The 20,603-nt window shown below is 72.5% G+C and carries 20 protein-coding genes; 5 read left to right on the top strand and 15 right to left on the bottom strand.

What is annotated here, in order from left to right; translation table 11 throughout:
- Positions 1 to 2: 2 nt before the first annotated feature.
- A complete protein-coding gene (locus IO24_RS0108350; RefSeq protein WP_031133476.1) occupies positions 3 to 1,013 on the bottom strand; it encodes a sugar ABC transporter substrate-binding protein in 1,011 nt (336 codons plus the stop codon).
- 207 nt (positions 1,014 to 1,220) lie between these two features.
- On the opposite strand from IO24_RS0108350, the gene IO24_RS0108345 reads away from it, so the two are divergent.
- Complete coding sequence (locus tag IO24_RS0108345; protein ID WP_031133474.1) at positions 1,221 to 2,252, top strand: helix-turn-helix transcriptional regulator; 1,032 nt, start codon at positions 1,221 to 1,223, stop codon at positions 2,250 to 2,252.
- A gap of 15 nt (positions 2,253 to 2,267) precedes the next feature.
- Here IO24_RS0108345 and IO24_RS0108340 read toward each other — a convergent pair whose 3' ends face one another.
- Positions 2,268 to 3,209, bottom strand: a complete 942-nt coding sequence (locus tag IO24_RS0108340; RefSeq protein ID WP_031133472.1) for a TIGR03619 family F420-dependent LLM class oxidoreductase — start codon at positions 3,207 to 3,209, stop codon at positions 2,268 to 2,270.
- A 104-nt stretch (positions 3,210 to 3,313) separates the two neighbouring features.
- Here IO24_RS0108340 and IO24_RS0108335 point away from each other — a divergent pair, with 104 nt between their 5' ends.
- Positions 3,314 to 3,886, top strand: coding sequence for a MarR family winged helix-turn-helix transcriptional regulator (locus tag IO24_RS0108335; protein WP_031133470.1), 573 nt, complete (start codon positions 3,314 to 3,316; stop codon positions 3,884 to 3,886).
- 14 nt (positions 3,887 to 3,900) lie between these two features.
- On the opposite strand, the gene IO24_RS0108330 is transcribed toward IO24_RS0108335, so the two are convergent.
- From IO24_RS0108330 to IO24_RS0108285, 10 genes are all read right to left on the bottom strand, one after another.
- A complete protein-coding gene (locus tag IO24_RS0108330) occupies positions 3,901 to 4,596 on the bottom strand; it encodes a gamma-glutamyl-gamma-aminobutyrate hydrolase family protein (protein ID WP_031133468.1) in 696 nt (231 codons plus the stop codon).
- The gene (locus IO24_RS0108325; protein ID WP_031133467.1) at positions 4,593 to 6,083 is read right to left on the bottom strand and encodes an aldehyde dehydrogenase; all 1,491 of its coding nucleotides are present in this window, start codon (positions 6,081 to 6,083) and stop codon (positions 4,593 to 4,595) included. Before IO24_RS0108325 ends, IO24_RS0108330 begins: the two co-directional genes overlap by 4 nt.
- Before the next feature lie 62 nt (positions 6,084 to 6,145).
- Positions 6,146 to 7,606, bottom strand: coding sequence for an APC family permease (locus IO24_RS0108320; RefSeq protein WP_031133466.1), 1,461 nt, complete (start codon positions 7,604 to 7,606; stop codon positions 6,146 to 6,148).
- A gap of 138 nt (positions 7,607 to 7,744) precedes the next feature.
- A complete protein-coding gene (locus IO24_RS0108315) occupies positions 7,745 to 8,347 on the bottom strand; it encodes a TetR/AcrR family transcriptional regulator (RefSeq protein WP_031133464.1) in 603 nt (200 codons plus the stop codon).
- 55 nt (positions 8,348 to 8,402) lie between these two features.
- Complete coding sequence (locus tag IO24_RS0108310) at positions 8,403 to 9,248, bottom strand: fumarylacetoacetate hydrolase family protein (RefSeq protein WP_031133462.1); 846 nt, start codon at positions 9,246 to 9,248, stop codon at positions 8,403 to 8,405.
- Entirely contained in the window at positions 9,241 to 10,161 is a 921-nt protein-coding gene (locus IO24_RS0108305; protein WP_031133460.1) for a 3,4-dihydroxyphenylacetate 2,3-dioxygenase, read from the bottom strand. The genes IO24_RS0108310 and IO24_RS0108305 overlap by 8 nt, the downstream gene beginning before the upstream one ends.
- Positions 10,154 to 11,617 (bottom strand): aldehyde dehydrogenase, encoded by a 1,464-nt coding sequence (locus IO24_RS0108300; RefSeq protein ID WP_031133458.1) that lies wholly within the window; start codon positions 11,615 to 11,617, stop codon positions 10,154 to 10,156. Before IO24_RS0108300 ends, IO24_RS0108305 begins: the two co-directional genes overlap by 8 nt.
- Before the next feature lie 121 nt (positions 11,618 to 11,738).
- Positions 11,739 to 12,551: an acetoacetate decarboxylase family protein gene (locus IO24_RS0108295; protein WP_031133456.1), complete on the bottom strand. Its 813-nt coding sequence runs from the start codon at positions 12,549 to 12,551 to the stop codon at positions 11,739 to 11,741.
- Positions 12,548 to 13,756 carry an NAD(P)/FAD-dependent oxidoreductase gene (locus tag IO24_RS0108290; protein WP_031133454.1) on the bottom strand — a complete coding sequence of 403 codons (1,209 nt, stop codon included), beginning with the start codon at positions 13,754 to 13,756 and terminating at the stop codon, positions 12,548 to 12,550. The genes IO24_RS0108295 and IO24_RS0108290 overlap by 4 nt, the downstream gene beginning before the upstream one ends.
- Before the next feature lies 1 nt (position 13,757).
- Entirely contained in the window at positions 13,758 to 13,946 is a 189-nt protein-coding gene (locus tag IO24_RS0108285) for a ferredoxin (RefSeq protein ID WP_031108213.1), read from the bottom strand.
- 336 nt (positions 13,947 to 14,282) lie between these two features.
- On the opposite strand from IO24_RS0108285, the gene IO24_RS0108280 reads away from it, so the two are divergent.
- A complete protein-coding gene (locus IO24_RS0108280; RefSeq protein WP_031133452.1) occupies positions 14,283 to 15,632 on the top strand; it encodes a glutamine synthetase family protein in 1,350 nt (449 codons plus the stop codon).
- A gap of 29 nt (positions 15,633 to 15,661) precedes the next feature.
- A complete protein-coding gene (locus IO24_RS0108275) occupies positions 15,662 to 16,948 on the top strand; it encodes a cytochrome P450 (RefSeq protein WP_420823201.1) in 1,287 nt (428 codons plus the stop codon).
- Positions 16,949 to 17,142: 194 nt separating this feature from the next.
- On the opposite strand, the gene IO24_RS0108265 is transcribed toward IO24_RS0108275, so the two are convergent.
- Positions 17,143 to 17,754, bottom strand: a complete 612-nt coding sequence (locus IO24_RS0108265) for a sigma-70 family RNA polymerase sigma factor (RefSeq protein ID WP_031133448.1) — start codon at positions 17,752 to 17,754, stop codon at positions 17,143 to 17,145.
- A gap of 219 nt (positions 17,755 to 17,973) precedes the next feature.
- Positions 17,974 to 18,627 (bottom strand): hypothetical protein, encoded by a 654-nt coding sequence (locus IO24_RS0108255; RefSeq protein ID WP_078898938.1) that lies wholly within the window; start codon positions 18,625 to 18,627, stop codon positions 17,974 to 17,976.
- Between the two features lie 144 nt (positions 18,628 to 18,771).
- On the opposite strand from IO24_RS0108255, the gene IO24_RS0108250 reads away from it, so the two are divergent.
- Positions 18,772 to 19,911, top strand: coding sequence for a winged helix DNA-binding domain-containing protein (locus tag IO24_RS0108250; protein ID WP_031133445.1), 1,140 nt, complete (start codon positions 18,772 to 18,774; stop codon positions 19,909 to 19,911).
- A gap of 171 nt (positions 19,912 to 20,082) precedes the next feature.
- Here IO24_RS0108250 and IO24_RS0108245 read toward each other — a convergent pair whose 3' ends face one another.
- Positions 20,083 to 20,559: a DUF4396 domain-containing protein gene (locus IO24_RS0108245; protein WP_031133443.1), complete on the bottom strand. Its 477-nt coding sequence runs from the start codon at positions 20,557 to 20,559 to the stop codon at positions 20,083 to 20,085.
- Between the last annotated feature and the right edge of the window lie 44 nt (positions 20,560 to 20,603).

Genomic DNA, 20,603 nt, shown 5'->3' with positions numbered 1-20,603 from the left:
CCCTAGGCGTTCTGGGCGAGCAGGGCGTCGATCCGGGCGGTGTCGGCGCGCTGGACGAGCGTGACCGGCACCTCGGCGCTGGGGTCGGCCTGTCCGGCGGCGACCGCCCGCGGCACGTCGACGATGGCGGCCGCGATGTCCTTCGGCGCGAGGGCGGCGGAGGCCCGGTAGAACGTGCCCTGTTTCACGGCGAGCAGGGAGGGCGCGGAGCCGTCCTGGCCGCCGACGAAGGTTCTGGCGTCGTCCTTCGCCCGGCCCGTCTGCTGGAGCGCCTTGAAGCCGCCGTACGCGGCGGCGTCGGTGACGCCGAGGACGAGGTTGAGGTCGGGGTGCTTGGCGAGGATCGCCTTCGTCTTCGACAGGCCCGTGTCCGGGTCGATGGCCTGTTCCCGCGCCACCACGTCGACGCCGGGCGCCGCCTTGGTGAAGGCGTCGATCATGCCCTTGGTGCGTTCGCGGCCCAGCTCGATGGTGCTGTCCGTGAGGAAGGCGATCTTGCCCTTGCCGCCGAGGTGCTCCTGGGCCCACTTCGCCGCCGCGGCGCCGAGCAGGGTGCCGCCCTCGCGGAAGCTGAACCGGATGTCGGCGCTCTGGTGTTGCAGGGAGCCTCCGTAGGTCACCCAGATCAGCCCCGCGTCGAGGGCCGCCTCGGCGATGGGCTCGGCGGCCTCGAAGACCATGGGGAAGGACACGATCGCCGGGACCTTGCGGGCGACCCAGGTGTTCAGGTTGCCGGCCTGGGTGTCGGCACTGGCGTTGTCGCTGGTCGTCAGCAGCGAGATGCCGTGCCGCTTCGCCTGGGCGGTGGAGAGCTTCACCAGCGTGGAGTAGAGCGGGAGCTGGGTGAAGGGGTAGTCGAGGCCGATCTTCGTCAGGCGGGTGCCGCCGGACCGTGAGGGCTTGGCCGAGGCGGCCGTGTTCTCCGGTGCCGAGCATCCGGCGGCGGACAGCGCGGTGGCGGCGGACAGGGCCAGGAAGTGTCTGCGCGAGGCGGTGTACGGGGGTGGGGTCATGGCGAGGGCTCTCCGAGGGGCGGGCCCGACTGGAGCGGGCGTCCGGCTGTGCCGAACAGGAAAGACCCGCGGGGCCCGCCGCGCCATCCGTACAAATACCGACTGCGGGTACGGCCGGACTCGGTGAACACCTTGCCGGACACCGACCGGAGCCCTATCGTTAGGCCCCAAACGACATCGCTGCCCGAGCCGCCCCGGAGGCTCGCCATGACCAGCCACCACCAGATCGCGGCAGCCACGCGCATCGGCATGCTCACCCGCGAGCGCGACACCGTCTCGGCCTCCGCGCAGGCCCTGTGCGAACTCGCCCGTGCGCTGCCCCTGGACGCGGCGACCCTGCTCACGATCGACCCGCTGACCGGCTCCCACGTCCAGATCGCGAGCATCGGCTACACGGCCGAGGCCTCGCAGGCTCTGGCCGGGGAGTTCGTCGCCACCCCGTGGTACCGGAACGTCGTACGGCGGGAGCTGCCGCCGTCCATCTCGGAAGACGCGGAGGACTCCGAAGACGCCGGTCCGCGCTTCCGGCACGGCTGGTTCTACGCCGAGCGGGTCCGCCCGGCCGGTTTCCGGGACGGCGTCACCGGGGCGCTTCGGCACCGGGGCCGACTGGTGGGCCTGGTCCATCTCTCCACCGAGAGCGCGAACGCCTACGACACCGACGCACGGCGGCTGCTCGCCTCCGTGATCCCCGCCCTGGCCGCCTTCGCCGACCCGCTGGCGCAGGCCGGTGACCTGCACGGCCTGGCGAGTGAGGACGCGGCGAGCCTGGTCACCGGCGACGGCCGCGTCATCGACCTGCCTGGTCGCGACCGCCCCGCGGTGCTGCGGGAGGAGGGCGGGTTCGGTGCGCTGCTGCACGCCTTCGGCGGCACGGGCGGGCAGCGGCTGCGGCTGCTGTGGCCGGCGGGCGGAGGCTGGCGGCGGGTCCTTCTGCACCGGCATCCGGCCGGGCCCGGCCTGGCGGCGGACGCGGTGCTGGTGCACGAGACGCCCACGGAGCTGCCGTACGGGCTGAGCCCCCGGGAGCTGGAGGTGCTCACCCGGGCGGCCACGGGGCAGACCAACCAGGCCATCGCGCAGGCGCTGTTCCTGTCCCCGCGGACCGTGCACAGCCATGTCGAGCACCTGCTGCGCAAGACCGGCTGCGCCTCCCGGGCCGAGGCCACCGCGCTCGCGGTGCGGGACGGGCTGCTGCGGCCGGACCCGGATCACCTCGCACGGTTCGTCGAGCGGTGATCCGGGCCGGGACGGTCAGGACGTCAGCGCCTCGACGCGCCGCATGACCTCGTGGCAGAACTCCCCCACGCCGCCCGGGTCGTCGATGAACTGGTTCGGCTTGACGCAGAAGGTCGTGAAGCCCTGCTCCAGCTGCTCCGGGATCACGGACAGCGCCGCGCCGAGGTCCGCCGGTGAGCGGTCGTCGGGGAAGACGGCCTGCGTACCGCCGATCATCTCCAGGTCGGCGACGTCCCGCCCGGCGGCGGACATCGCCTCCTTGAGTCCTTGAAGGTCTTCGGGCGTGGGCCGGCCGAGCGGGTGGAAGCCGTGGCCGTACTCGACGAGGCGGCGCAGGACGGGGCCGTGCAGGCGCTGGCCGCCGAACCAGAGCCGGGGGCCGTCGGGGCGGTGCGCCTTGGGCTCGAACCAGACGTCCCGGAAGGGGTAGTGCGGCCCGTCATGGGAGAGCGGGGACGGGCCCCAGGCCTTCGCCCACACCTCCAGGTGCTCGTCGAGGAGGCGACCGCGCCGGGTGAAGGGCACCCCGAGGGCGTCGTACTCGTCCCTGCTCCAGCTGACCGTCGGCTGCACGACGAGCCGGCCCTCGCTGATCAGGTCGAGGGTGCCGAGTTCGCGGGCGAGCAGCAGGGGGTGGCGCAGCGGGGCGAGAACGGCCGCGGCGGCCAGGCGCAGCCGGGAGGTGACGGAGGCGATGGCGGCGAGCAGCAGCAGGGAGTTCGGCCAGGGGGTGTGCGGGTCCTGGTTGCCGGGGAGGGCGTAGTCGCGGGGGTTGCCCATGACGCCGGCGGCTGCCGCGTCGGGGCCGAGGACGATGTGCTCGCTGACCATGACGGCGTCGAATCCGGCGTCCTCCGCCTCGCGGGCCCAGCGGACGGCGGCGGGCAGATCGGCCCGGCCGCCGGTGAGGGTCCAGTTCTCGCTGAGGACGAGGAGCATGCGGGGAGGGCTGTGCATGACGGGTTTCCCTTTCGACTTCGTACAATTTGAGTCCGAACGACCGAACGGCCGGGACGAGCCGCCCGCGCGTGAGACGTCCCGACCAGACGAAGGAGCCGCCCGTGCCGGGGCACCGATCCATCACCGAAGCCGAGAAGCTCGCCGCGGCGAAGCTCGGCGGTATCGCGATCCGCCGGGAGCAGATGGCGGCGGTGGCGAACATCTACCGGGCCGCGTCCGCGGTGCGGCAGCACCTGGAGAACTCGGTGCTGCGCGGCTCCGACCTGACCTGGACTGCCTTCGTGGTGCTGTGGGTGGTCTGGGTGTGGGGCGAGTCCGAGACCCGGCACGTGGCGGAGGAGGCGGGGATCTCCAAGGGCACGCTGACGGGGGTGGTGCGCACGCTGGAGTCCCGTGGCCTGCTGCGGCGGGACGGTCATCCGAGCGACGGGCGCCTGGTGCTGCTGCGCCTCACCCCGGAGGGCGAGGAGTTCATGGCGCGGGTGTTCCCGGCGTTCAACGAGGAGGAGGCCTTCGTCACCGCCGGGCTCAGCGACGCCGAGTGCCGCCGCCTCGCCGAGGGGCTGCGCAGTGTGGTGCTCCAGGTGGAGGAGCACGGTGAGGAGCGGCGGCAGTCCCTGCTGGGCGGCGCCGAGCCCGCCCCGCGGCGCAGCGGGCGGCGGCCCCGGGCCTGAGTCCCACCGCGGACTCACCGGGTCGCGGCCCGCACGAGCGCGTCGAACAGGCCCTGCTGGGCGGGGTCCTCGTGGGCGGTGTCCTCCGGGTGCCACTGCACGGCCGCGAACCAGCCGTCGGCGCCCGGGAGTTCGAGGGCCTCAACGGTGCCGTCGGCCGCCCGGGCCGTGACGCGCAGGCCCGTGCCCGGGCGGTCGACGCGCTGGTGGTGGAAACAGGACGCGTCGGTCTTCTCGGCGCCCGCGGCCCGGGCGACGAGCGAGCCGGGTTCCAGGGTGACGGGGTGCACCAGGTGCCGGTGTTCACGCTCGGGGCCGCCCATGTCCTGCTGCAACGTGCCGCCGAGGGCGACGTTGACGACCTGGAGGCCGCGGCACACGGCGAGCAGCGGCAGCCCCGACTCCAGGGCGTGCCGGGCGACGTCGAGGTCGAAGGTGTCCTGGAGGGTGTCGACGTCGTAGACGGTGTCGTGGGTGTCGGTGGCGCCGTAGCGGGACGGGGCGAGGTCGCCGCCGCCGGGGAGCAGGACGCCGTCGAAGCGGGCCAGCCGGGCGGCCGTGCCGGTCTCCGCCGGGTGGATGCCGGCCGGTTCACCGCCGGCCCGCCAGACGGCCTCGACCAGGGCGCGGGCGTTGACCTCGGCGGCGTACCGGAGGGCGGAAGCCGTGGCCGAGAAGCGGGTGGGGACCGCTATCAGGGGGCGGGTCACAGCTGGATCCAGGTGGTCTTGAGCTCGGTGTACTTCTCCAGCGCGTGGGCGGACTTGTCGCGGCCGTTGCCCGACTGCTTCATGCCGCCGAAGGGCACGGTCAGGTCGCCCTCCTCGTAGCAGTTGACCCAGACCGTTCCGGCCTTCAGAGCGCGCGAGACCCGGTGGGCGGTGGACAGGTCGGAGGTCCACAGGCCGGCGGCGAGGCCGTACTCGGTGGCGTTGGCCTGGCGGACGGCCTCGTCGAGGTCGTCGAAGGCGAGCACGGACAGGACGGGGCCGAAGATCTCCTCCCGCGCCAGTCGCGAGCCGGGGTCGACGCGGTCGAAGACGGTCGGCTCCAGATACGTGCCGCCCGTCTCGGCAAGGACGCGGTCGCCGCCGGTGCGCAGCTGGGCGCCCTCGTCGAGGCCGTGGCGGATGTGGCCGACCACCCGGTCCAGGTGCGCCCGGCCGACGAGTGCGCCCATCTCCGTCTCCGGGTCGAGCGGGTCGCCCACCTTCAGTTCGCGGGCCCGCCGGACCACGGCCTCGGTGACCCGTTCGGCGATCGAGGAGTGCACGAGGAGCCGGGAGGGGGCGGTGCACATCTCGCCCTGGTTGAAGAAGATGCCCCAGGCGGCGGTGGCGGCGGCCTTGTCGAGGTCGGGGGCGTCGGGCAGGACGATGTTCGGGGACTTGCCGCCGAGTTCCAGCCAGACGCGCTTGAGGTTGGAGTCGGCGGCGTAGCGCAGGAAGTGGCGGCCGACAGCGGTGGAGCCGGTGAACGCCAGGACGTCGACGTCCGGGTGCAGGCCGAGGGCCCTGCCCGCCGTCGGGCCGTCGCCGGTGACGACGTTGAGCACGCCGTGCGGGATGCCGGCCTCGGTGGCGAGGCGCCCGAGGAGCAGGGCGGAGAGCGGGGAGTTCTCCGAGGGCTTGAGGACGACCGTGCAGCCGGCCGCCAGGGCCGGGGCGACCTTCCAGCCGGCCAGGGTCAGCGGGAAGTTCCAGGGGACCACCGCCCCGACCACCCCGGCGGGTTCCCGGGTGACCAGGGCGAGGGCGTCCGGGGCGGTGTGCGGGGACTCGTCGGTGAGCTTGTCCGCGAGCTGGCCGTACCAGCGGAAGGTGCCGATGACGGCGCGCAGTTCGATGCCGTACGCGTCCGAGATCGGTTTGCCCATCTCCAGGCTGACCGCGAGGGCGAGTTCCTCGCGCCGCTCTTCGAGCAGGTCGGCGAGGCGGAGCAGTGCCCGGCCGCGCTCGGCGGGTGCCAGGCGCGGCCACGGGCCGCTGTCGAAGGCCCGCCGCGCGGCGGCGACGGCCGCGTCCACCTCGGCGGCGCCGCCGTCCGCGACCTCGGCGAGAACCCGGCCGTCCCGCGGGGAGACGACAGGGAACGCCGCCCCAGCCCCGGCCTCCTCGGCGCCGTCGATGTGATGGCCACCGGAGAGCTGGAACGCCTTGGCGCGGCGCAGCCACTCGTCGTGGGGGACGGCCGGCATGAGGACCTCCTTTGATCTCAAACGATTTGGAGAGGGCTGTCCGCGGACGGCAGCGCGTGCGGTCAGCCGTCGGCGGCTGCCACGGTCCGGCCCCGCACGCGTGCGGCGGCCAGGCCCAGCGCCATGACGACCGGGACGGACAGTGTGAGCCACAGGGCGGTGGTGCGTTCGCCGCCGATGAGGGTGGTGAAGTTGGCCAGGATGAGCCAGATGGCGCCCGCGATGCCGAGCGCGCCCAGGGCGGGTGCGATCAGCGTGTTCCACGGGCGGGTGTCGAGACGGGCGCGGCGGAAGAAGACGACGACCGACACCGAGGTCAGCAGGTACAGCAGCATCATCGCCAGGACGGCGACGCCACTGAACCAGGAGAACAGCGTCAGCACCGGGTCCTTGCCGGCCAGCGCGAAGGGCACCACCAGCAGCACGGCCAGGACCGTCTGGACGCACCCGGCGGTCGAGGGCGCGTGACGGCGGTTGAGCCGGCACAGCCTCAGCGGCAGCAGCCGGTCGCGGCCGAGGGAGAACAGGTAGCGGTTGGCCGAGTTGTGGAAGGTGAGGATGCCGGCGAAGAGGGACGTGGCGAGCAGGACGGGCAGCACGTCTCCCACCCAGCCGCCGAAGTCCGCCGCGATGGGCGCGAAGACGAACCCGGCGCCGTCGCCCCCCTCCAGAGCCCTGCCCGCGGCCGCGGTGGCCTTGGAGGCGCCGTAGGAGGAGACGAGCATCCAGGAGACCAGCGCGAAGAAGCCGGTGACGACGACGACCGCGAGGTACGTGGCCCGTGGCACGGTCTTCTTGGGTTCACGGGCCTCCTCGCCGTAGATGGCGGTGGCTTCGAAGCCGAACATGGAGGCCACGGCGAACATCACGGCCACGCCCGGGGCACCGTCCAGGGCAGCGGACGGGGAGAAGCTGTCGGCGAGGCCGAGCCCCTCGGGTCCGCCGCCCTTGAAGAGGGTGACCAGGGCGAAGACCGACAGGATGCTGAACTCCGCGAGGACGAACACGGCGAGGACCTTGGCGCCCATCTCGACGCCGGCCGCGCCGAGCGCCTGCACGATGGCCATGGTGGCCAGCGTCCAGACCCACCACGGCAGGTCGAGGCCGGTGTGGCTCGCGACCAGGCCGCTCACGATGGCGCCGTAGAGGCCGTACATCGCGGCCTGGATGGTGCAGTAGGCGAAGAGCGCGAGGCCCGCGCTGCCGGTGCCGGTGGTGCGGCCCAGGCCCTTGCCGATATACGTGTAGAAGGCGCCCGCGTCCACCACGTGGCGCCCCATGGCGACGAAGCCCACCGAGAACAGCAGGATCACCAGGCCGGCCACCAGATAGGCGGCGGGCACACCGGGGCCGTTGCCGAGAGCCACGGCGATGGGGGCCGCACCGGCGATGCCGGTCAGCGGGGCCTGGGCGGACAGGACGAAGAAGAGGATGCCCACGACGCCGAGGGCGTTGGGCTTGAGCGTGCCTGCGGTGGGCGCGTCCGGTTTCGCCGCGTGCCGGGAGACCGTCTGACTGTCCACTCGGATCACCTGCCAGAGGAGAGGAAGGATCGTTTCAGGCCAAACGAGTTGCCTCATCGTGGGGCGGAACTATCCGTTTGGCAAGGGGTGAGGGACGAGGAATTCCAGCGCGGCGGGGCGTGCGGGAACCGGTGCGGGTCAGGCCTCGTCGCCGCGGCGCTCGGCGAGCAGCCGCAGCACCGACCGCAGCTCGTCCAGGGCCTCGTCGATGACCTCGCGCTCACCGAAGACCAGCTGGTGCAGGACGAGTCCCTCCAGGGTGGCGAACACCATCCGGGACAAGCCCTGGCCGACCGGGCCGGGCAGCATCTGGGTGAGCTCACGCCGGGTCGCGTCGAAGTACTCGTCGTACAGCGACCGCAGGTGGGCCAGGAGCTCGGGACGGCGCCGGGCCTCCAGCAGCAGCTCGTACTGGAACGCCTGGAGGTCCGGACCGGCCTCCACCATGTCCGTCAGCCCCACCGAGAAGTCGGCGGCCTCGCCCGTACCCGGTTCGAGGGCGCTGCTGCTCAGGGAGGAGCGGATGGCGTGGGCCACGGCCTCCTCGATCAGCGCGTCGCGCGAGCCGAAGTGGTGCACGACCAGGCCGTGGGTGACGCCGGCCTCCTCCGCGACGGCCCGGTAGGTGAGCCTGCGCAGCCCGCCCCGGGCCACGACACGCACGGCGGCCTCCAGCAGGGCCTCACGTCCCGTGCCGTAGTTCACGCGCTTGCGGGGGCGCCGCCCGGCGGGCTCGGTCATGCCCGTGACCCTACCGGGGCGCTCGCGCCCGGCGACGGGACGGCCGGGCCCCGCGTCAGCGGCGCGGGGGCCGGATGCCACGGAACTCCCACTCGCCGCCGAGCGCGGTCGACAGGACCTCCTCCGAATCCGTGGGCTGGGCGCCCACGTCCGTGCGGATGGCGGTCGGGCCGGTCACGATGTGGTTGGTGAGCCGCCCCAGTCCCTCGACCTCCACCTCCACGACGTCGCCCGGCCGGACGGGCCGCGAGTTGGCGGGGGTACCGGACAGCAGGACGTCCCCGGGGTACAGGGTGATGGTGCGGGCGATGTCGGCGACGAGGTAGTGCATGTCCCAGGTCATCTCGTCGGTGGAACCGTCCTGCACCACCTCCCCGTTGACATACGTCCGCAGCCGCTTGCCGTGGAAGTCCCAGTCGGTGACCAGGCCGGGGCCGAGCGGGCAGAGGGTGTCGGAGCCCTTCACCCGGAGCATGGACCCCGCGTCGGTGTCGCGGAAGTCGTGCAGGCCGTAGTCGTTGGCGACGGTGTACCCGGCGATGTACTCCCCCGCCTCGGCCGGCGAGATGTTCCGCGCGGTCCTCCCGATGACGATGGCGACCTCACCCTCGTAGTTGAGCCACTTGCAGCCCTCGGGGCGGACGATCGCGCCCTGGTGGGCGTTGAGGGCCGAGGTCGGCTTGTGGAAGTAGGTGGGGGTGCCGGGAAGCCCGATCTGAAACTCGTCGACCCGGCTGCGGTGGTTGAGGTGAACGGCGATGACCTTGGACGGCACCACGGGCGACAGGTGCCGGGCGTCCTCGGTCTTGACGCGGCGGCCGTCCCCGGCGACGAGTTCGTCACCGTCGACGGTGACCTGGACGGCGGCGCCGTCAAGGAGGATGCGGCGGTACTCAGGCATGGGCGGACTCCTGCGCGGGGGTGTGGGCGGCGGTCCAGCCGCCGCCGGGGCGGTCGAACCATAGGTGGGCCTGGCCGGTGCCGATGGAGTTCTCGTACTCGCCGTACTGACGGCCCCGGGCGACGCAGCGCTGCTCGCCGAGGGCGCCGGCCATCATCAGGTAGTGGAAGAACTTCGCCTCGGGCTTGTACGTCCAGAACTGGTCCATCGTGTCGAGGACCTTGTCGTGGCGGCCCTCCTTGAACCAGGCGATGCGCTCGTAGTCCGCCTCACGGGCCTCGGGGGTGCGGATGTGCACGGGGTCACCGGCCTCGTGGTCGCGCAGTTCGCGCAGCGGCCAGAAGGTGTGCGAGAGGGCGCCGGAGGCGATGAGCAGCACCCGTCGCCCCGGGGTCGCGGCGATCCCGTCGGCGAGGGCCCGCCCGAGCCTCAGATGGTCCTCCATGTCGCCGGTCTGGCAGACCCCGATGGTGACCCACCGCTTGTCGGGCAGTCCCTCCCCGAGGAACTTCCAGAGGTTGATGGTGGCGTAGTAGATCGGCAGGTACTCGTCGTCGATCGGGGTGATCCAGGTGCCGTGCTTGTCGGCGAACGAGGCCACGTTGTGGGCGAGTTCGGGATCACCGGGGAAGTCGTAGGGCATCCTGCACATGCCGCGCGGCAGTTCCTCGGAGGTGAAGAGCCCCGCCCTGCGCTGCTGGGCGGTCACGACGAACTCGACGGTGGTCGCCCAGTGCGAGTCCAGGACGACGACGGTGTCGTAGTCGTCCCGCTCGAAGACGTCCCTGCGCAGCTCCCGAAGCCCGGTGACGAGGGTGATCTCCTTGCCCTCGTTGAGTTCCAGCCGGTCGGCCTCGGGCAGCACGATGGTGGGCACGTGGGCGAGCAGCCCGGCCCCGACGATCTCACCCATGGTCCTGGCCCCATCCCTGCGGGGCGGTGACGGTGTTCTTCAGATCGCAGTAGAAGTCGAAGCTCCAGGTCCCGCCCTCGCGTCCGACCCCGGACTGCCGGGAGCCGCCGAAGGGTGCCTGGAGGTCGCGCACGAAGAAGCAGTTGACCCAGACGGTGCCGGCGACGAGCCGGGCCGTGACCCGCTCGGCCCGCTCCCGGTCGCCGGTCGCTACGGTGGCGGCGAGCCCGAAGCGGGTGTCGTTGGCGAGCCGTTCGGCCTCGTCCTCACCGGCGAAGGTCTGGAGGGTCAGAACCGGCCCGAAGACCTCCTCCTGCACGATCTCCCAGTCCTGCTCGACATCGGTGAGCAGCGTCGGCGCGTAGTACTGCCCGTCCCCCCGCTGCCCGCCGATGACCGCCCGCGCCCCCGCCGCGAGGGCCCGCTGCACGAAGCCGTCGATCTTCTCCAGCTGGCGCGGGTGGATGTTGGGCCCGATGTCGGTGCCCTCGTCACGCGGATCGCCCTGCCGCAGGGCCGTGACCTTCTCGACGAACCGGCGGGTGAACTCCTCTGCCACCGGCTCCTCCACGAGCAGCCGGGTCGCGGCAAGGCAGACCTGCCCGGCGTTGTCGTACTGCTCCACGGCGAGGTCGACGGCCAGGTCGAGGTCGGCGTCGGCGAACACCAACAGGGGTGACTTGCCACCGAGTTCGAGGCTGAGAGGCGTGAGGTTCGCGGCAGCGGACGCCGCGATCCGCTTGGCCGTCGGCACCGACCCCGTGAAGCTGATGCGGCGCACGTCGGGGTGGGAGGTGAGCGCGTCGCCGATCTCGGAGCCGTAGCCCTGGACGACGTTGAGGACACCGGCGGGCAGCCCGGCCTCCGCGGCGACGTCGGCCAGCAGGGAGGCGGTCAGCGGCGACCACTCGGCGGGCTTGAGGACGACGGTGTTCCCGGCGGCGAGGGCCGGGGCGACCTTCCAGGTGGCGAGCATGAGGGGCGCGTTCCACGGCGTGATCAGCACACAGGGCCCGGCCGGGTCCCAGCTGACGTGGTTGGTGTGACCGCGCGTCTCGAAGTCCTCGTGGTCGAGCCGGAGCAACCAGTCGGCGAAGAAGCGGAAGTTGTGCGCGACGCGGGGCATGACGCCCCGCCGGTGCGAACGGAGCAGGGCGCCGTTGTCCGTGGTCTCGACGATCGCCAGCTCTTCGATCCGCTTGTCGACGCCGTCGGCGATGGCGTGCAGGATGCGGGCGCGTTCGGCGCGCGGGGTGGTGGCCCAGCCGGGAAACGCGTCCCGGGCGGCGGCGACAGCGGCTTCGGCTTCGGCGGGCCCGCCCCGGGCGATCTCGCCGAGAAGGCTGCCATCGATAGGCGAGTGGTCGGCAAAGCTACCGGCGGAGGCGATGCGGCGACCGCCGATCCAGTGCCGGGTGTCGACGGACACCCCGGCGACGGAAATGTTGTCAGACATGAGAGGAGTTCCATTCAATGAGGGGCTACTGCAATTCCTCAGGGGCGCGGGGCTGTAATCATTTGCGGCTCCGCCGCGTGGGCGCGAACAGCCACGACGAACCCGCACCCGACCACCGGCACTACTCGGCACCCGCTCCGGACGTACCACTTTCCAGCAGCCGCCCCCCGTCCCAAACGACCCCGACCTGCCGGTAATACGCAGCGATCGGCTCCCGTATCTCCAGCCGCGCGAGCTCCTCCGTAGGCGCCTCGAACAGCTCCAGCTCCGCGTCCCCCACCCACGCCTGACCGCCCTCGAAGGACGCCGCCCCGGACTCGACTAGCTCGTCGAGCGCCAGCCCCTTCCCCTTCTCGATCGACGGCAGCCACCGGTGATGGGCCATGGGATGCGCGTTGACGAACCCGCCGCTCTCGGAAGGCTCCCGCAGCGTCACCACGGCCTGCGCGAGACGCCGGTCCGAGGCCGCCAGCGTCGCCCCGAACCGGGCCCCCGCCTCGATCCGCGGAGCGGGCCCGTAGGGATGCGGACGCGTCTGGTGAATGGAGCCGAGCTTCTTCGGATACCCCTGGTGCAGCCCCCGCGCGATCGCGAAGTCCTTGTCCACCCAGATGTAGACGCACCTCGAGTACGTCTGCCCCCGGAACCGGCACCGCACCACCGCGAACGCCTCCTTGTACTGCGCCCGCACGGGGTCCAGCAGCTCCTCCCCCGACGCCGAGCAGGACTGCCAGTCGGCCCAGATCAGGGCGACCGCACCCGGGTCCTCATCCGCCAGCTCCAGTGCTTCGGGGAGCAGTTCACGTACGCGGGCGGGATCCGTCCGGTACTCGACGGTGAGCAGGTCACCGGAGTAGCGCCACGGCGGGGACGGGATCAGCGACGACGCGCCCGTCGCCGTCTTGGGATGGAAGTAACCACGAAGACCGGTCACGAGAGGGCTCCTTGCGGGGTGAGGGCGGGCTGCTTCAGCAGTTCGGCGCGGTACCGGGCGGCGGCCCGGGCCGCTGAGGGTCCGCCGAGCGCCACGACACCGACCAGCCGTCCGTCGCGGTGGTAGCCGACCAGGACATCCCCGGCGGGGTCGCCGTCGAGCACCCGGACGTCGCCGAGCCCCAGGACGGGCGCCCCGAAGGACTGCAGCCGGAAGTCGTGCTGGTCGCTCCAGAAGGTGGGGAGCGGCGCGAACGGCGCCAGGCCGGCGTCGCCGCCGACGAGTACCTTCGCCGCGTGCTTGGCCGAGTCGGTCGGCACCGACCAGTGCTCGACCCGCCGGGGCACACCGTCGTAGCGCGCGTTCGGGAAGCGGGCGACGTCGCCCACCGCGACGACGTCGGGACGGCCGCCGACGCGCAGCTGCGCGTCGGTGACCACGCCGTCGCTCAGGTCGAGTCCGTTGCCCTCCAGCCACTCGGTGTTGGCGACCGATCCCACGGACTCCACCACCACATCGGCGGGCAGCACGGACCCGTCACTCAGCACGACACCGGTGACGCGGTCCCCGCCCTCGAACCCGGCCACGCCGGCACCCAGCACGAAGCGGATCCCGCGCTGCTCGTGCCGCCTGCGCAGTTCCCGCGCGAGCAGTTCCCCGAGCGGCCCGACCATCGGCAGCGGCAGCGGATCGACCACGGTCACCTCGGCAGCGCCGAGTCCGACCGCCGTGGCGGCCACCTCGCAGCCGATGAACCCGGCGCCGACCACGACGACCCGTACGCCGGGGGTCAGCCGGTCCCGCAGCACCTGGGCGTCGTCGATCGTCCGGACCGTGTGGCGACCGGCGACCGGCCCGGGGCAGCGCAGGCGGCGGGGCCGCATCCCGGTGGCGACGACCAGACCGTCGTAGGGGAGCACCGCGCCGTCGTCGAGCTCGACGGTCCGCCGGGCGAGCCGGGCCGAGACGATCCTCGTGCCCAGCCGCCACTCGACGTCCGTCGCGGACGCCTTCGGCGTGAAGGCCAGCGACGCGAAGGCCGCCTTGCCCGCGAGGACCTCCTTGGACAGCGGGGGCCGGTTGTACGGCGGGTGCGGCTCGTCGCCGATCACCGTGATGCCGCCGGTCCAGCCCGCGGCGCGCAGTTGCTCGGCGGCCCGCAGTCCGCCGAGGGAGGCGCCGGCGACGACGATGCGCCCGCTCATGTCAGTCCTCGATCCGGATGGCCTGCAGCGGGCAGACGTCCGCGGCCTCCTCGACCTCGTCGCGCAGGGCGTCGTCGGGGTCGGGGACGTAGGCGAGGCGGCCGTCGTCGTCCATCCGGAAGACGTCGGGCGCCGAGAAGACGCACTGGCCGTGGTCCTGGCACTTGTTCATGTCGACGACGACCTTCATGGCCGGTCCTCCTGAATGTGAGGGCGTCGAAGCGGAAGGAAAGGGGCCCGGCCGGAAGGGGCCGGGCCCCGGCCAACGGGGTGCTTGAGAAGCATCCCGAACTCGTTTGGCTTCAAACAAGGTAGGCAGGGGCCGGGGTCTGGTCAAGAGCTATCCGGATGGATAAATTCTTGGCCCCGACCCTCTTGCGGGGCCTCTCGCCCCGCCTTACCGTTTGGCATCAAACAAGCACCGGGCGGTCCTGGCTCCGCCGCGCCCGGACGCTCGCTCTCACGCCACCCGCCTCCCCGGCCCCCCGTCCCGGAGGTGTCCCGACGTCCGCCCGAGGAGACAACGGTGAGCGCTCACGATTCCGAAGAAGTCCGCCGCCACATGGACCGGCTCGCCGCCGACGGCATCGACGTGGTCCGGGTGACCTATCCCGACCTGATCGGCACCGACCGGGCGCGTGACGTGCTGCTCGAGGAGCTGCCCAGGGCCTGTGAGCACGGCCTGGCATTCTGCCGGGCCGTTTACCACACCAGCCCGCAGGGGGACGTGGTCCCGGTCAGCGGTGGGCTGGACGCGGGGCTGCCGGACATCTGCGTCCGTCCGGACCTCGACACGCTGGTGCCACTGCCCTGGGAGCCGGGGGTGGCCGCCTGTCTGGGCGAGGTCGTCGACCCGGCGACCGGAGCGCCCGCACCCGAGTCGCCCCGCGATCTGCTGCGGTCCGTCCTCACCCGGTGCGCCGAGCACGGGCTGCGCCCGGTCGTCGGTCCCGAGCTCGAGTACTTCCTGTGCGAGCCGGACCCGTCGGGCGGCTGGCGCCGCTACGCGCCCGGCACCGGGGTCGTCTACACCGCCGGGCTGCGTGCCGACCCGGACAACCACCTGCTGCGCACCCTGCGCCACGTGCGCGATCTGCGGGTCGGGGCGATCAGCGGCAACCACGAGTTCGACGGCGGCCAGATCGAGATCAACCTGGCCCACTCGGACGCCGTGTCGGCCGCCGACCGCGCGTTCCGCTTCAAGGCCGCGATCAAGGAACTGGCGCGGAAGGAGGGCCGGCTGGCCACCTTCATGGCCAAGCCCTTCAACGACGCGGGCGGCTCCGGCTTCCACCTCCATCTGTCCTGCGACGACGAGGAGGGCCGCAACACCTTCGACGACCCGACAGGCGCGTACGGCCTGTCCGCCACCGCCCGGCACGCCGTCGCCGGCGTCCTCGCCCACGCACCGGCCCTCGCCGCGCTGCTCAACCCCACGGTCAACTCGTACAAGCGCTTCGGCCCGGACACCCTCGCGCCCTGGCTGATCGACTGGGGGCTGGACAACCGCAGCGCCATGGTGCGCATCCCGCCCGAGCGCGGCACCGGCGCCCGGCTCGAACTGCGCCTCGGCGACGCGAGCGCCAATCCCTACCTGGCGATCACCGGCACCGCCGCCGCCGCGCTGCTGGGCGTGCTGGCCGGCGAGGAGCCGCCCGCCCCGCTGGAGGGCTACGGCTACGACACCGCCCGCTCGGCCGTCCTGCCGCAGACCCTGTCCGCCGCGCTGGACGCGCTGGAGGCGGACACCGCCCTGACCGACCTGCTCGGCAAGGGCTTCACCACGTCCTTCCTCTCCTACAAGCGCGACGAGGTCGAACGCTTCCACCGGCATGTCACGGACTGGGAGTTCACCGAGTACGCCTACCACCTGTGACGCCCCCTGTGACGCCGAGGAGCATGCCGATGACGACCGAGACCCCGACCGACGCCGTGCGCGAGCCGCTGCCCCTGGCCGACGTGGACCTCGCCGACCTGGACCGCTTCACCGACGGTGTGACGCCGTGGCGGATGTTCCACACCCTGCGCCACGAGGACCCGGTGCACTGGCAGCCCGAGGAGGCGCCCAACTCCGGATTCTGGGCGCTGACCCGGCACCAGGACATCGTGCGGGTCGACCGCGACGCCGAGACGTTCACGTCGACGAAGTTCGTCAACCTGGAAGAGGTCGACGACGACCAGATCAAGAAGCGCGCCTCGATCCTCGAACTGGACGGGGTGCGGCACCGGGCGCTGCGGAGCCTGATCCAGCGGCAGTTCGGTGCGAACGTGATCAGCGGCTACACCGACTTCCTGCGCGGGCTGACCGCGAGGACCCTCGACGCCGCCCTCGCCAAGGGCCGCTTCGACTTCGTCGAGGACGTCTCGGCGGACTTCCCCATCAACGTGCTCGCCCGGCTGCTGGACGTGCCTCCGGAGGACAACCAGAAGCTCATCGACTGGGGCAACCGCATCATCGGCCACACCGACCCCGACTACGCGGACGTCCTGCTGCACAGCAAGGAGAGCGAGCAGTACCGCGACCTGCCCTTCCGCTCGCCCGCCTCCCTGGAGGTCTTCGAGTACGGCCGTGAGCTGGCCCGGCAGCGCCGGGGCGGCGACGGCACCGACCTGGTCTCCCACCTGGTCAACACCACGCCCCGCGACGGAGTCCCGCTCTCCCCGCAGGACTTCGACAACTACTTCCTCCTGCTGGTCGTCGCCGGCAACGAGACCACCCGGCACACCATCTCCCACTCGATGCTGGCCCTCATCCAGCACCCCGAGCAGCTGGCCCGCCTCCAGGAGGACCCCTCGCGGATCCCGGCCGCAGTCGAGGAGTTCCTGCGCTGGGCCTCCCCCGTCTACCACTTCCGCCGCACCGCCACGCGCGATGTCGAGCTGGGCGGCAAGCAGGTGAAGGCGGGCGACAAGGTGGTGATGTGGTTCGCCTCCGGCAACCGCGACGAGGAGGTCTTCGGCAACCCCTACGACTTCGACGTCACGCGCCGCGACAACGACCACGTCACCTTCGGCAAGGGCAGCCCCCACCTGTGCCTGGGCAACCTCCTCGCCCGCACCGAGATCCGCATCATGTTCGAGGAACTGATCCCGCGCCTGACGGACATCCGCCTGACCGGCGACGTGCCGCGGGTGCGCTCCAACTTCGTCAACGGCATCAAGAAGCTGCCGGTGGAGATCACTCCGGCCTGACCCAGCCCGCCAACTCCCGGGTCGCCGCCCTCTGGAGGGAGGTGGAGGAGCGGGTCGCGGTCGACGACCACCTGGTGCTGAGCACCCGGCTGGTGATCCGGCAGTCGGTGCGGCGCGTGGAGTGAGGGGCGAGCGCGACCGTCGCCGGTGGTGCCCACCGGCCAGAGCCGGTGGGCACCGCCGGTCCGGACGGGTCAGGCCGCGGTGAGAGCGGGGTCCGGTTCCTCCGCCGCGGCGAGCAGGGCGAGGAGCGTCGCGCGGGCGCGGGCCACTCGGGAACGGATGGTGCCGACCGGGCAGTTGCTCAGCGCGGCGGCCTCCGCGTAGGGCAGTCCGAGCAGCTGCGTGAGGACGAACGCCTCGCGGCGTTCGTGCGGCAGCCCGGCCAGCAGCTCCAGCAGCGCCACGCCGTCGTCGAAACCGGGCAGGCCACGCGGCTGGGCGAGTTCGGCCGCCGGCTCCCAGTCCGGCAGGTCGGCCGGGCGGGGGCGTGCGGCGGTGTACCGGATGCTGTCGGCCACCGCGCGCCGGGCGATCGCCAGCAGCCAGGTCCGCGCCGAGGAACGGCCCTCGAACCGGTGCAGGCTGCCGAGCGCCCGCAGGAACGTGTCCTGCGCCAGATCGTCCACCGCCTGCGGGTCGGCGCTCAGATGGGCGACGTACCGGATGACGTCACGGTGCAGGGCGCGCACGAAGTGGTCGACGGCCGCGGAGTCGCCGCCGCGGGCGGCCAGCGCCCAGGCGGTTATCGACTCGTCGGCCGACGCCGATCTTTCGTGCGGAAGGGGCAGGGCAGGAGTGATCACCTGATGTCCTTCTCGGGGTGCCGGGACCGCGAGGACGTGAGCGGGCCGGCCGTGAGGCCGGGCGTGCGCGCGTGCCGCGCGGTCCGGTGAGCGGGGGGGGCGCGGGCGTGCCCGTACCGCGCCTCAGGAGGCGCGCCCTCTTACAGGTGGGCGCGTAGGCACAGGCGTACGACCGCTACCGGGGCGGGCAATGGCCGCCCCGGTCACCACTGGCTGCCGTCAGGCGGCAGCGGCCCCCGCGGGGGGTCCCCGGGTGGTGATCGCGTGGACGAGAAGGAGGCTGCGCGGCGTGCGGTTCGACGGCCGTCGCCGTTGGCGCACGGGCGGGGGCGGCGGTGCGGGCAGGGCGAACACGAGCCGCAGTGGTGCGGCGAGCCGGCTGCCCACGGCGCGCAGCAGCCGGAAGACGGCCCGCTCCCCGTGCCCCAGCCACAGGCCGCACAACAGGGCGGCCAGGAGGTGGGCGGCGAGCATGCCCAGGGACGAGTCACCGCCGGGGACGTGCGCCATGTGCGGGGACATGGAGTCCACGGCGCCCGAGCTCATGTCGTGGCTCATGGAGCCCATGCCATGACTCATGGACGGCGTGTCCATGGAGTGCGCCCCGGGCGCGGAAGGCGTGGGCGGCCCGAGCGAGAACGCCGAGTGCAGGGCCGTCTGGACGGCCACGGCCACGGCGACGACCAGGCCCGGTCCGCGCTCGCGGCCCGCCAGGCACCAGCCCGTCACGCCCGTCACGGCCCAGCCGGCCAGCAGCGTCGGCGGGGACACGTGGTCGCCGGACATCATGACGTGCCCCAGGGCGGCGAGCACGACACAGACGGCCGCGAACACCGCGGCCCGTATCGCGCGAGCACACCACCCGACTGTCATGGCGCCTCATCCTCGCATCCGGCCCCCACCCCGCCACCCAGGAGTACGGACACCTCCCCCGCCGGACACTCAATCCGAGCCATGTGATCCAGGCCACTGTCGCGGAGCCGGTGACTCCGGTGGGGCCACGGCAGAATCCCCGGCGTGGACATCACCGCGCAGGAGCTCAATCGGGCCACCCTCGGGCGTCAGTTGCTGCTGGGGCGGGAGGTGATGGAGGCCGGGGAGGCGGTGCGGCGTGTGGTGGCGCTCCAGGCGCAGCATGCCGCTTCACCGTATGTGGCCCTGTGGAACCGGCTGGCCGGGTTCGCGCCGGCCGAACTGGACACCGCGTTCGCGGGGCGTGAAGTGGTCAAGGCGACCCTGATGCGGATCACGTTGCACGCGGTCCACGCGGACGACTACCAGGTGTTCCGTGAGGCGATGCAGCAGACCCTGTACGCCTCACGGCTCGGGTACCGCTTCGCCGCGGCGGGGCTCACGCCGGCCGACGGCGAGGCGCTCGTGCCCGAGTTGCTGGACTTCGCGGACCGGCCTCGGACGGCCGCCGAGATGCAGGACTGGCTGGCGGAACAGGTCGGCGCGGAGAGGAAGGCCGGGGCGTGGTGGGGGCTCAAGGCGTACGCGCCGCTGCTCCATGTCCCGACCGGCGGGCCGTGGTCGTTCGGCCCCCGGTCGTCGTTCGTCGCGGCACGGACCGGCCCTGTACCCGGTGGGCGGGAGACGGCGACGGAGGCGCTGCGCCACCTCGTCCTGCGCTACCTGGCGGGCTTCGGGCCCGCGTCGGTGGCGGACGTCGCGCAGTTCGCCATGGTGCAGCGCGCCCCCGTACGCCGCGCGCTGCTCGCCCTCGGCGACGGGGTGGAGCAGCTCCGGGGACCCGACGGCACCCTCCTGTACGACGTGCCGGGCGCCTCGCGCCCACCGGCGGACACGCCGGCACCACCCCGGCTCATGGCCATGTGGGACAGCGTTCTGCTGGCCCACGCCGACCGCAGCCGCGTGATCCCGCCGGCGTATCGCCGTCTGGTGATCCGGGCGAACGGCGATGTGCTGCCCACGCTGCTGGTCGACGGCCGGGTCGCCGGCGTGTGGCGCGCGGTCGACGGTGGTATCGAGGCCACGGCGTTCCACGACCTGCCGAGCGCCGCGTGGGACGGACTCGCCGCGGAGGCCGTGTCGTTGTCGGCGCTGCTGGCCGGCCGCGACACCGAGGTCTACCGCCGCTACCACCACTGGTGGCCGAAACTCCCTGACGGTCGAGTGCGCCTGCTCAAGGGCTGAACCGGCGTCTGGTCCGGCACCCGGGCATGGACCTCGGTGGGCCGTCACCCTGAAGTCTTCCTCGTACGACGCCATGGCCGCGCTGAAACCGCACCCGGCGGGTTTGCCTCCCGGGGCGACCGGGCGTGACCCCGCCCGGTTCTGCCGTCGCCACGCTGGGGTGACATCGCGTCAGTGGTGGGCGTGGACCACGGCGTGGCCCTTGCCGCGGCCGATCAGCCATCTGTTGAGCGGAGTCGTGACCAGGAAGGCGACCGCGAAACCGCCCAGGAGCGCGGACCAGAAGAGGCCGTCCGACAGATGGGCGTCCATCGCGCCCGGGGTGAGCGCGATGATCGCGTTGTCCACGAGTTCCATCACGGCGATCGAGACCGTGTCCGCGGCGAGGGCGATCCGGATCGCGGCCTTGAGGCCGAGTCCGGAGCGCAGGACCGCGAACAGGGTGAACGAGTAGCCGAAGAGGAACGCGAGCCCGATCGCCAGCACCATGGTGGGCACGTTGCCCCACTCCAGCGCGGTGCCGATCACCATGCCGAGGATCTCGCCGATCGCACATCCGGTCAGACAGTGCAGCGTCGCCTTCACGGCGGTCCCCCAGGACGCGGCCCCGTGCGGACGCTTCTCCGGTTCATGAGCGGTGTGGTCCATGAGGCGATCATATACCCTGGGGGGGTATACACGCGGGAAGTCGG

Origin of the sequence: Streptomyces flavovariabilis (assembly GCF_000725785.1) — a bacterium.
Taxonomy (GTDB): domain Bacteria; phylum Actinomycetota; class Actinomycetes; order Streptomycetales; family Streptomycetaceae; genus Streptomyces; species Streptomyces hawaiiensis.
The sequence above is the reverse complement of the archived record's forward strand: the minus strand, read 5'-3'. Positions and strand labels throughout refer to the sequence as shown.